The sequence below is a fragment of the Chryseobacterium jejuense genome, assembly GCF_017877355.1.
Lineage (GTDB): Bacteria > Bacteroidota > Bacteroidia > Flavobacteriales > Weeksellaceae > Chryseobacterium > Chryseobacterium jejuense_A.
Genome location: NZ_JAGIPR010000006.1, coordinates 114,980 through 127,157, shown reverse-complemented (window position 1 = coordinate 127,157; position 12,178 = coordinate 114,980). Strand labels below are relative to the sequence as shown.

Annotated in this window: 11 protein-coding genes; 10 read left to right on the top strand and 1 reads right to left on the bottom strand. The window is 36.1% G+C overall.

Translation table 11 applies throughout. The features are described from left to right. Positions 1–104 precede the first annotated feature (104 nt). The 7 genes from J2772_RS13695 (at position 105) to J2772_RS13665 (ending at position 5,362) form a co-directional block, all read left to right on the top strand. On the top strand, positions 105–554 hold the full coding sequence (locus tag J2772_RS13695) for a GNAT family N-acetyltransferase (RefSeq protein ID WP_245365225.1): 450 nt from the start codon (positions 105–107) through the stop codon (positions 552–554). After that, a complete protein-coding gene (locus J2772_RS13690) occupies positions 551–913 on the top strand; it encodes a glyoxalase (protein ID WP_209917565.1) in 363 nt (120 codons plus the stop codon). Before J2772_RS13695 ends, J2772_RS13690 begins: the two co-directional genes overlap by 4 nt. A gap of 303 nt (positions 914–1,216) precedes the next feature. Next, positions 1,217–1,717: an endonuclease V gene (locus J2772_RS13685; protein WP_209917563.1), complete on the top strand. Its 501-nt coding sequence runs from the start codon at positions 1,217–1,219 to the stop codon at positions 1,715–1,717. Positions 1,718–1,985: 268 nt separating this feature from the next. Then, a complete protein-coding gene (locus tag J2772_RS13680) occupies positions 1,986–3,161 on the top strand; it encodes an acetyl-CoA C-acyltransferase (RefSeq protein WP_209917562.1) in 1,176 nt (391 codons plus the stop codon). Positions 3,162–3,236: 75 nt separating this feature from the next. Next, a complete protein-coding gene (locus J2772_RS13675; RefSeq protein ID WP_209917560.1) occupies positions 3,237–3,449 on the top strand; it encodes a hypothetical protein in 213 nt (70 codons plus the stop codon). Positions 3,450–3,560: 111 nt separating this feature from the next. Further along, complete coding sequence (locus J2772_RS13670) at positions 3,561–3,896, top strand: hypothetical protein (RefSeq protein ID WP_209917558.1); 336 nt, start codon at positions 3,561–3,563, stop codon at positions 3,894–3,896. A gap of 161 nt (positions 3,897–4,057) precedes the next feature. Further along, entirely contained in the window at positions 4,058–5,362 is a 1,305-nt protein-coding gene (locus J2772_RS13665; protein ID WP_209917556.1) for a T9SS type A sorting domain-containing protein, read from the top strand. A 253-nt stretch (positions 5,363–5,615) separates the two neighbouring features. Here J2772_RS13665 and J2772_RS13660 read toward each other — a convergent pair whose 3' ends face one another. Beyond that, positions 5,616–8,954, bottom strand: coding sequence for a DEAD/DEAH box helicase (locus tag J2772_RS13660; RefSeq protein WP_209917554.1), 3,339 nt, complete (start codon positions 8,952–8,954; stop codon positions 5,616–5,618). Positions 8,955–9,188: 234 nt separating this feature from the next. On the opposite strand from J2772_RS13660, the gene J2772_RS13655 reads away from it, so the two are divergent. The 3 genes from J2772_RS13655 (at position 9,189) to J2772_RS13645 (ending at position 12,141) form a co-directional block, all read left to right on the top strand. Further along, positions 9,189–9,986, top strand: coding sequence for an SDR family oxidoreductase (locus J2772_RS13655; RefSeq protein WP_209917551.1), 798 nt, complete (start codon positions 9,189–9,191; stop codon positions 9,984–9,986). A 77-nt stretch (positions 9,987–10,063) separates the two neighbouring features. Further along, a complete protein-coding gene (locus J2772_RS13650; protein WP_209917549.1) occupies positions 10,064–10,978 on the top strand; it encodes a helix-turn-helix domain-containing protein in 915 nt (304 codons plus the stop codon). An 8-nt stretch (positions 10,979–10,986) separates the two neighbouring features. Continuing rightward, complete coding sequence (locus J2772_RS13645; RefSeq protein ID WP_209917547.1) at positions 10,987–12,141, top strand: T9SS type A sorting domain-containing protein; 1,155 nt, start codon at positions 10,987–10,989, stop codon at positions 12,139–12,141. The last annotated feature ends 37 nt before the right edge of the window (positions 12,142–12,178 follow it).

Sequence of the window (12,178 nt, the reverse complement as noted above, 5' to 3'; positions counted from 1 at the left end):
ATCATGTATTCAGATTTTTAAGGATAGATAGTATTCTTTAAGTTAATTTGATAAACATATTTTTTGCACCTTTGTCATATTCAAAACTTAACTTATTTTTATCTATGAATATAATAACCCGTGAAGCCAGATTAGAAGATATCCCTCAAATTCAGGTCATAAGAAATGCAGTGAAGGAAAATACCTTATCAGATCCCGGACTGGTTACAGACAGAGATTGTGAGCTGTTTATGTTTGAAAGAGGAAAAGGCTGGGTGGGCGAAGCAGAAGGACAGATTGCAGGCTTTTCGATTGTTGATCTGCAAGAAAAGAATGTCTGGGCATTGTTTGTACATCCTGATTTTGAAAACAAAAGGGTTGGAAGGAAGCTCCATGATATAATGCTTGATTGGTATTTTGAGCAGACAAAGGAGCATATTTGGCTTGGAACCTCGCCTCAGACAAGAGCCGAAACTTTTTATAGGAAATCAGGCTGGAAAGAAATTGGAGTTCATGGGAAAAACGAGATCAAGTTTGAAATGACCTACGATAACTGGAAAGATAGAATAGTATGAGACCACAGCTGAAATCCATCAGACCTTTTATCGGAGCAATGAACTTTGAGATAAGCAGAAACTTTTATAAAGATCTGGGATTTGAAGAAGTGATCCTTGAGCCTAAACTTTCATTGTTTAAAAGGGAAGAAATAGGTTTTTATCTTCAGGACTATTATGCAAAAGACTGGGTTGACAATACCATGATTTTTATGGAAGTAGCCAGTACAGATGAATTCTGGAAAGAACTTTTGACTTTAGAACTTACAGATAAATATGAAAATGTAAGACTTACTCCTGTAAGAACTATGCATTGGGGAAAAGAGTGTTTCGTACACGATCCATCAGGGATTTTATGGCATTTCGGTGAGTTTTTTTAATCCGGAAAATCATTGAAATAGGCTTCAAAAAAAAAATCCAGTAAAGACCTAAAAAATATCAACCACAGGTTTTCCTGATTTTCACAGATTTTTTATAATTATTTGCAAAGGAATAAGTAGAGTCATCTGTGGTCAAAAATTATAAGGAAGTGATTTTTTTATCAAGCAAAGTTGTACTGGCTCTTATTTGCTAAGATCTATTATCAAAAAGTAAATTTTCTGAAAAATAACTATTCATTAGTTGTACAGACTTTTTGCTTGCTATCGATAGATGGTTTATCTTGGCTGTATAATTAAAACAAAATGATTTACGCATTTGATACTTACTATTATGAAGACTATGCTAATACCGTATGTATTGCTTTTGAAGACTGGACATCCGACCGGGAAGTCGAAATCTTTACAGAGCAGACATCCATCAGTTCAGGATATGAAAGCGGTGCCTTCTACAAAAGAGAACTGCCATGTATTCTGAGCTTACTCAATAAAATAGTAGTAAAAGAAGAAGATATTATCATCGTTGACGGATATGTTACCCTTGATAATGATGGGAAAATAGGACTGGGAGGACATCTTTATGAAGCGTTACATGAGAAATATCCGGTAATAGGCATTGCCAAAAATGAATTTACAACACCAGATTCCCAAAGAAGAAATGTTCTGCGTGGTGATAGTAAAACACCGCTTTTTGTAACAGCGAAAGGAATAGATGTAGATTATGTGAAGGCAAATGTAGAACAAATGCATGGCCCTTACAGAATTCCTACCTTGCTAAAAAAGCTGGATCAGTTAAGCAGAGAATAAGAAATGATACTAGCTTAAATGACAAAAACAGTCTTTTGTCATTCTGAGAGCAGCGAAGAATCTCTATATTCAGAATTCTTTACTATATTTCATTAACGAAGCTCATAGAAGTATGTACAGGATGAGGCATTTAAATTAGTTTCATCTTTTTTTGCTTTATAAATATACCGATCAGTATATTTTTTGTTATATTTGTCTGAATAGTAAAATAAATGGAAATTTTCACCCCTTAATATACCGATTGGTATTTTTTTAAATAAACAAAACTATGAAAGAAGCATTCATTATTGCAGCAAAAAGAACTCCTATTGGAGGTTTTATGGGAAGTCTGTCCAATTTTACAGCGTCTCAGCTGGGAGCTATGGCTATACAAAAGACTTATGAAAGTGTATTGATTTCCCCGGAAAATATAGATAGTGTATACATGGGAAATGTTTTAAGTGCAGGTGTAGGGCAGTCACCAGCGAGGCAGGCCGCTATTTTTTCAAAAATTCCGGTAGACAAAGATGCTACAACGGTTAATAAAGTGTGTGCTTCCGGAATGAAAGCAGCAATGATCGGAGCACAGCAGATCCAACTCGGATTGGAAAATCTTGTTATGACAGGCGGAATGGAAAGCATGAGCAATGTGCCTCACTATAATTATCTACGGAAAGGTCAGAAATTGGGAGATACCCAATTTACAGATGGGTTGATAAAAGATGGTCTTTGGGATGTGTATCATGATTTTCACATGGGAAGTGCTGCAGAGTTAGGCGTTAAAAAATACGGCTTAACAAGGCAACAACTGGATGATTATGCTTTAATGTCCTACCAAAGAGCTCAGGAAGCAGCAGCCGGAAACAAATTCAATGCTGAATTGTTCAGTATCTCAATAGAAGGAAAGAAAGGAGCTGTTTTTATAGAAAGAGATGAAGATATAGATAAACTTATTCCTGAAAAGATTTCCCTGCTTAAACCGGCTTTTGAAAATGATGGTATGCTCACTGCAGCCAATTCAAGTAATCTGAACGATGGGGCAGCAGCACTATTATTGGGTTCTTCAGAAGCTGTACAGAAGTATGCTCTTAAACCATTGGCTAGAATTATAGCGTATGCTGATGCCGCTCAATCCCCGGAATGGTTTACGACTTCTCCCTCAGTTGCTATTCAAAAAGTTCTTAAAATCACGGGACTTAGTCTGTCTGATATTGATTATTTTGAAATCAATGAAGCCTATTCTTCTGTAATTCTGTCCAATCAGCAGATCCTTGGCTATGATCTGGACAAAGTAAATGTATATGGCGGCGCTGTAGCTATGGGACATCCGATTGGAGCCTCCGGAGCAAGGATTATGGCGACATTAGTGAATGTATTGCGTCAGGAAGGAGGTAAGTATGGTATTGCTGCGATTTGTAATGGTGGTGGTGGAGCTTCAGCCGTTCTTATTGAAAACCTGAATTAAATACCTATTTTTATACAGCAAAAAGAGGACTCAAAGGATTTTGGGCATTATTTACATCCATAAGAAATATCAGGTATGAAACAGGAAAGTGAAGGATTATTAGGAAAAATAGATCATTATTGGAAAATAACTTCAACCCATCATACGCTGTCATATTCTGTGGATAAAGAGATGTCTGATCCTGGATTGGTTCAGGTTTTAACAATAGGTAAGCATCATCAAAACTGGAAACTGATCTTTGAGTGTCCCAACCTTGAAGAAACAAATCTGGATCAACCTAATCCTTAACAAATTAAAGCAATTGCTGAGATGAGGAGTCTTAAAAGGTTAAGAATAAAGTATTTCCGTGCTAATGATATTTAATTTATCAGTTCTCTGACAGATTTAGAAGAATTATCATTGGAATATGTTTCAGGCTTTTCAGATCTGTCTCCGTTCCAAAATCTTCCAAAACTGAAAGCATTGCATTTTGAAAATCTCAGGAAAGTTTCCAGCTTTGATGGCTTAAGAGGAATTAAAAACCTTAAATATCTTCATATTAGCGGAACACTAGACTGGAAACAGCCTTTGTCTATCAATATAGATTATATAGATCAGGGGTATGTAAGTTTATTGGGAAAAGGAGAGGGTAGAATAAAGCTTAATCATCCTGATGCCCATAGGAAATTAGAGGCTTACTTTAAAAAATATGAGGATCATAAGCAAAATGCCAGAGAAATAATTCAAAAACGCTAATGATTCAAACTTATTGACAACTATATAATTAACTTTGATTTCATTGCTTATTTTTTAGTGTTTTAAGGATAAATGTCTTTAAACTGATAAATATCATTACTTTCTTATTTTTATTGATTCTAAATAAATATAAATTTGTCTCCATAAAAATGAAGAACTCTATGAAAAAAATAACTACTCTTTCTGTTATCGTATTATGTGGGCTGAGCAAAGCTCAATACTGCACTCCGACTTTTCAGTATGGTGCAGGAAGTAATATGATAAGCAATATCTCCTTTGGGAGTATCAATAATCCATCATCAACCAATTCATCAACAGCTCAGGAATATGAAGACTTTACTTCATTGTCCACTGATCTGGTAGCTGGAAATGCATATCCAATAGCAATTAAAGGGCCCTCAAGCACTTTTCCCAGTGATGTAATGGTTTATATTGATTTTAACGGGAATGGTAGTTTTGATGATGCAGGAGAGGGTTTTTATATAGGAAGGCTGGAAGCTGCTAATCCAGCTAATGCTTTTACCATCGACAGTGACATTGTGATACCTGCTAACGTATCTGCTGGTAGTAAGAGAATGAGAGTTCTTAAAAATACAAATGTGTCTGCTTATTCGGATCCTAATGCTGAGAATTCCATTCATTCTGCTTGTGATTCTGGCTTAAGAGCTGGTCAAACAGAGGATTATACAGTGAATATTCAGGGAAATGGCTCCACTTTTCCGTCTCCTTATTGTGGTGCTGAAGGGGTAACAAGTCTTACAGTGAGTGAAATAACTAAGGTGGAATTTGCTGGAATTGAAAATGAGAGCCCAATGGGTGGAAACTCTGCAGTTATAGAGGACTTTACAGGTTCTGTCTTTAATCTAAGCCGTGGAAATGGATATCCGATCACTGTAACAGGAGGAACTCATGGGCAAACAACGGTTTCTGCTTATGCTTACATCGATTTTAATCATAACAATCAGTTTGATGCTGATGAAAAGTTTAATCTGGGGTATCTGGACAATTCAAATCCGGTTTCCGGTCATGAATCTGGAGTTACTTCAGAAACCATTACTATTCCTGCTCATGCATTGTTGGGGAATACACGTTTCCGACTGGTTAAAGCTTACGAATCCAATTCATGGATGGGAACGCTGGAGAATCTGCCTTGTCCTGCAGGCTGGTTCATTGGCCAGGTAGAAGATTATACAATCAATATACACCCGGAAAGTCTTGCTACTACTGAAGTTTCTAAGGATACATCTATTGAAGTGAAAATATACCCTAATCCAACCTCTGGAAATGTAACAATCAGAATGAAAGAAGGACTGGAGAAGTATGAAGTTTATAACATTTCAGGGCAAAAGCTTTCAGAAGGGAAGTCAGAAATGGTGAATATGAACAGTTTTGTTCCAGGAACTTATCTGATTAAAATACAGACAAGAGACAAAAAAATAATCACTGAAAAGGTTATTAAAAAATAAAACACATATCTAATCATATCCATATCAATTTTTGTTTTTTTACCGGCAGATTTTATCTGTCGGTTTTGTTTTGTGCTAAAAACTTTTGATTGAAAAAGATTAAACTCAAATCATTAAGAGAATTAAGATGGTAAGGAAAGTTAAGCTTCATCAAAGATGAATTAAGAACCTGGTTTGTATAAATAGCTTGCTGGTTTCGTAACTATTCTTAACCCCATAAAAACATCTTAATGGTTCAAATATTTTCAATATTTTATTCCTGATCCAAAATATCCAGCAGATCCTGTTTTGAAAGTCCCTGAAACTTTGTACCATCTGTTTTAAGAAGATTTTGAGCCAATAGGGTTTTCTTTTTCTGAAGGGTAAGAATTTTCTCTTCCACCGTATTGGAACAGATCATACGGACAGCAATTACATTTTTAGTCTGTCCTATACGATAACTTCGGTCAATAGCTTGGTTTTCAGTGGCTGGATTCCACCATGGATCAATCAGGTAAATATAATCAGCCTGAGTAAGATTAAGACCAACACCTCCAGCCTTTAAGCTTATTAAAAAGACCCGGATGTCTTCATTTTCCTGGAAATTAGCCACTTTCTTCCCTCTGTCTTTGGTTTGTCCGGTAAGATATTCGAAAGGAATTCCGTGACGTTCCAGTTCAGGTTTCAATAAATCGAGCATCCCAACAAATTGAGAGAATACAAGGATTTTATGGTCTTTTGATTTTCCAAGGATCTGCTCCATCAGAATCTCAATTTTAACCGCATGTTCTCCGGAATATCCTTCTTTAATCAGTACAGGAGAGTTACAGATCTGTCTGAGCCTCGTAAGACCTGTAAGAACATGCATGCTGTTTTTATTAAGATCATCGTCATCATTGGCAGCAATAAACTCGCGAAGCTCTTTTTCATAAGCATCATAAATCCTGCGTTGTTCTGTGTTCATTTCACAATAAATAACGGTTTCCGTTTTCTCCGGAAGTTCTTTGGCAACCTGTTTCTTTGTTCTGCGGAGAATAAACGGTTTTATTTTCTGCTGAAGTTCCAGTGCCCGTTTACTGTATTCAAATTTATCAATGGGAATAGCATAAATATCTTTGAAAGACTGTTTACTACCCAATAAACCCGGGCAGGCAAAGGAAAGCTGACTGTAAAGATCAAAAGTGCTGTTTTCAATAGGAGTACCTGTTAAAACAATCCTGTTTCTGGCCTGAAGAAGTCTTGCTGCTTTATATCTTTCAGAATTAGGGTTCTTAATAGTCTGAGACTCATCAAGAAAAATATAATTGAAATTAAAAGTTTTAAGAAAACGGATATCAGAAAGCAACATTCCGTAGCTGGTGAGAATTACTTCATAATCTGCCAGATGAGAAGTTGTTTTTAGCCGGTCCGGACCATAATGTACTAAAACTTTTATAGAAGGGGCAAACTTACCGATCTCTTCCTGCCAGTTGAAAAGCAGGGAAGTAGGTACTACTACAAGATTGGTGGTATGTCCTCGTTTTTCTCTCTGGGAAAGAATAAATGCAATGATCTGAAGGGTTTTTCCCAGTCCCATATCATCCGCAAGACAGCCTCCGAAGTTGAAACCATCCAGAAAATTGAGCCAATTTAATCCATCATGCTGATAATCTCTTAATTCCGCATTTAATTCCGCAGGAATATTGATATGAGGAATATTTTTAAAAGTCGAAAACTGAGTAGAATACGTGGCAATTTCATTCTGAATCTCAGTACTTAATACTTCCTTTTCAAAAAGGGAGGAGATTTCTGTAAAGTTGATTTTCGGAATCTTTAATAGTTCTTCATCAATCTCTCCGGCTTGAAAATAGGCAGCAATCTTATCCATCCATTCCTCAGGAAGAATACCCAGGCTGCCATCATCCAACTGGACAAATTTACTTTTATTGCGGATTGTTCTGTGAAGCTGTTTCAAAGTAGCTTCTTTCTGACCAAAACCTACTTTTAACTTCGCGTTAAACCAATCCAGCCCACTGGTGATCTGAATGTTAATCTTGGCGCGGTGAGGATTCAGTTTGTTGTTTTTTAATTCATTAAAACCTAAAATGATAATGCCTTCATTTCTCCATAGTTCAAAAGCGTTCAAAAACCAGTTATCATCAAGGAATTTATCCCTGTGCAGATAGAAGTACTGGTAGCTATCCATCTGTTCTTCAAAGTCAGGGTGCTGTTGCATTACCAAAGAAGTAAAGCGGGCTTCTGCAGCATCATTTCTTTCTATTTTGAAAGGGTTTCCATTCTGATCGGTATCGAAAATCTGCTTTCTGGAATATACCGGAACTTCTACCTGTCCGTATTTCATGACAGGCGTAATTCCAATATAATTGTCCTGCTGTCGAAGATAAATAACTCTTTCTGTCTGAAATTTTTTTTCTTCAAGCTGTACTTTTGTTGCAGTCTGTATGTAGCTGTAATTTATATGTATATGTTCTTCAAGGTTAGATAAAATTTGTTTCATAAAATCCTCAAATTTTGAAGAATGAATCAGTAAGATCTCATTGTTAGCCTTGAAAAATCTGATAATTCTGAGTATGTCAGGATGGTCTATTAGGCTGAATGTTTGATTGTTATATACGAAATACTCATTCCTTATCACTATATTTTTAAAAGGAACAGAAGAATCATTAAATAGCAATTCTCCAGTAATTTCATAGAATGGATCTTTCTTAAATACAGAGAGTTGTACATCCGCATCTAAAGTATTAAGTTTAGTGGGTGTTAATGACTTTGCGGAGATTGTTTCTGTGATTTCACGGTCATGATAGTACACTTCCAGATCGAGAGGATTTTTCACAATGAGCTTCAAAGCTTCCAACTCAGCAGCATTATAATCTTCATTGTAATTATTCTGAAAAGAAGAAATAGCAGTGTAGAATTTTATATCCAAAGGTTTCTCGGCTTTCCATATCAATTGCATTGCATCTACTGAAGTAACCGGATTTTTTATTTTCCCGGTTTGTGTGATTTCTGCTTCCATGAGGGAAAATACCAGATGATTGTAGTATCGGTGTTTACCGATAACCAATATTTGTTTTTTGCCTGTTTCCAGTGCTGCCAGTTCATCCAGTTTAGAAGGAAGCTGGGGCAGAAGCTCTCTTTGGAACATCTGCTCATCCATAGGAAGCATTTCCTTGATTTTGGGCGAAATTTCAAGTTTTCCTTCCTTCAGTTCCGGCTGAAAATATTGGTCAAGATCCGGTTCATTTTCTAAACCATAGCTTTTGGCTTTGGGAAGTAATGTTTTCTTACGGAGTATATCATCAAAGAAGATCCGGTAATTTTTTTCTTCCAGAATACAATGGATGATTTCTGCCTGATGAATACAAAGCTGAGCTTTAGCATTCTCACAAGTGCAGCTGCAAAGCAATGAGTTGTTTATCCGGCTTATAGAAACCGCAGGGAAATCATGCAGGGAAGATTTTTTTGTAAAGATTCCTGTATTATTTTCAATGGCAATGGGATAAACTTCACGAAAATCAGTGATTCCAATAAATGAACTTTCTGAGGTATGCTTTAGTAAATCATATACGGAAAGGGTACTGATATTAATGTTTTCAAGAATATATTCTGCCATAAAAATTGATCAGAGCAAACTTACAAAAAAACGACAAAATGAAAGGGTTTTTAAAACCCTGAGTCTTATAAAATATTTTTATTCCAACAGATAATGTACCGATAATTGGTAAACTGTTGCATTGATATATATTCCATTTATTAAAGTCCATTTTGGCTACAGGTTAGTCCGTTTTGGCAACTCATATCTTTTTTCTGATGCTGACCTTTGTCCTGTAATTTTAAACAAGAAAAAATGAAAACAATTTTTATAACAGGAGCTTCTACAGGATTAGGTAAAGCTACTGCACAATTATTTCAGCAAAAAGGATGGAAAGTAATTGCTACCATGCGAAATCCTGAAGTGGCATCAGATCTTGCTTCTCTGGAGAATGTAATGGTGCTCCCATTGGATGTTACCCAACCGGAACAGATACAGGCTGCCGTAAAACAATCACTGGAATCTGGGGATGTGGATGTAGTTTTTAACAATGCCGGTTATGGTCTTTTAGGGCCTTTGGAAGCGCTAAGCGATGAGCAGATTGTAAGACAGCTGAATACAAATTTATTGGGTACAATTCGTGTTACTCAAGAATTCATTCCTTATTTCAGAGAGAAAAAGAAAGGTATGTTCATTTCAACAACATCCATTGGTGGATTAATGGCTTTCCCTTTGAATTCAATTTATCATGCTACAAAATGGGCTTTAGAGGGTTGGAGTGAAAGTATGGCTTTTGAATTGAATCAATTCGGGATAGATATAAAAACTGTTTCTCCCGGAGGAATTAAAACTGATTTTGTAAGCCGTTCTCTGGATTCTGCAACGAGTCCTGCCTATGAAGAAATGATTAATTCTCTGTATTCCGGTATGGAAGGAATGATGGAGGCTGCTTCTACACCGGAACAAATTGCAGCAGTAGTTTATGAAGCGGCTACAGATGATAAAAAGCAGTTAAGATATGTGGCGGGTGAGGATGCAAAAGCTTTATATGCACAACGCAAGGAATTGGGTGATGAGTTATTCAGAGAACAATTAGGCAAGCAGTTTATTTAATTGTCTGTCAGTTTTATACAGTGTAGATTGAAATGTTTTTTGCATTACATTTCATGAAAAAATAATAACTTTATGATATGGAAAAGAAAGAAAATTCTATAATAAAAATTTCTTCAATATCGGAGTTACACAATTTGCTGCAGCTTCCGGGTCCGCTTCATCCATTGGTGAGTCTTATAGATAATGAAAAGATGAGCATAAAAGAGGATTGGGCGGGAAGAAGCTTTATGTTTAATTTCTATAAAATTTCCTATAAATATTCTACAAGCGGAAAAATGGGGTATGGACAAGGATATTATGATTTTAATGAAGGCGGAATGATGTTTACAGCTCCGGGACAGATACTTTCTCCTGAAGAGAATGCAGAATACTGTGGCTCTACACTTTTGATCCATCCGGATTTTATCAGAAACTATCCTCTGGCAAAAAATATAAAAAACCTTGGGTTCTTTTCTTATGATACCAATGAAGCTCTTCATTTGTCTGATCAGGAAAAGACGATTATGAAAGGGCTTCTGGACAGTATTAAAAATGAATTGAATACTGCCATTGATGAAGTAAGTCAGGATGTGATTGTTTCCTATACTGAAGTTCTCCTCAATTATAGCAATCGTTTTTATAAAAGACAGTTCATTACAAGAAAGGCTGTGAATAGTGATCTTCTGACTAAAATGGAAAAAGTTCTGGCGGATTATTTTAATGATCAGCAAACGTTGACAACCGGGCTTCCTACTGTGGAGTTTCTGGCTTCGGAACTCAATCTCTCACCTCATTATCTCAGTGATATGTTAAGGAATATCACAGGACAGAATGCACAGCAACATATTCATGAGAAGTTGATTGAAAAAGCAAAAGAGTATCTCACAGCAACTAATTTTTCAGTATCGGAAGTTGCTTATGCATTAGGGTTTGAACATCCACAGTCTTTCAATAAATTATTTAAAAAGAAAACAGATCAAACACCTTTAAGTTACAGACAGTTATTTAATTGAGCACAATAATGCCCAGCCGTACCGGCTGGGCATTCTCTTTAGTGCATTTGGTAGAAAGAATAAGGTTTTGGATAGATAAAAAGTATTTTCAGGAAATGATGTTCCTTATTTTCATCATTAACATCAATAAGCAATCAACCTTAAATCCAAATATTATGAAAAAATTAAACTTTATCTTATTCCTTTTTTTCGGAATACTATTGTATGCCCAGCCATCAATAACAAGGACGGGTGTTGACCGCATTAACAGTACAATTAATCTGAAATCCGAAGATGTAACCGGAACTTCTATTACAGCAGGTTCTTCCGGAGCTAATATTACTTGGGATTTTTCAACGTATACGGGAACTAATCCCGTTGCTTATGTGAGCAGAGTATGTCCGGGACAGTCTAACTGTTTCAGGTTTCCGGGAGCCAACAGAATTACAACACTCACCAGTGTTGATACTCATAATTTTAGTGCAATGACAGACACTGAAGCTACGATGTTGGGATCTTACTCAGGGCCTACATTGGGAGATATTACGGTTACTTATGTCAACCCTTTGATTGAGTATAAGTTTCCGATCACTTACCAGCAACAGTTTGATGATACTTATGAGTTCAACAGTGTTTCTGCAGCCATTGGGAATTCAAACGAAACAGGTCAGGTGAGTGTTACGGTTGATGGTTATGGTACAGTAATTACTCCCAGAGGAACGTATTCTAATGTGTTGAGGATAAAAAGAATAAGAACAGCAACACAAACTATTTCTGCTTCGCCTGCACCTATTATCGCTACTTTTACCAATGAATCTTATCAATGGGTGAGCCAGACGGATGGTATGGTGTTTAGCTTTGCCATCAATACTTCTGTATTTAATGGAAATACGAATGTATCAAAAACAGTATCTTATCTTGATACTGAGGTATTGTCAACTGTTGATTTGGATAGCAAAAAAAGAGATCTCTCTGTTTATCCTAACCCAAGTACAGATTATATTACGATCACTTCAAAAGAAGATATTAAAAAGGTGATCATTAATTCTATGGATGGTAAGGCTGTTTTAACTGCCGAAAGTTCTAGGAATATTGATGTTTCCAAGCTTCCTAAAGGGGTGTATATCCTTCAGGGAGAATTAAAAAATGGAACTGTTATTTCAAAGAAACTTATCAAAAAGTAAATGGGTCTTTAATATAGAATCAGGTATAAAAGTTAGA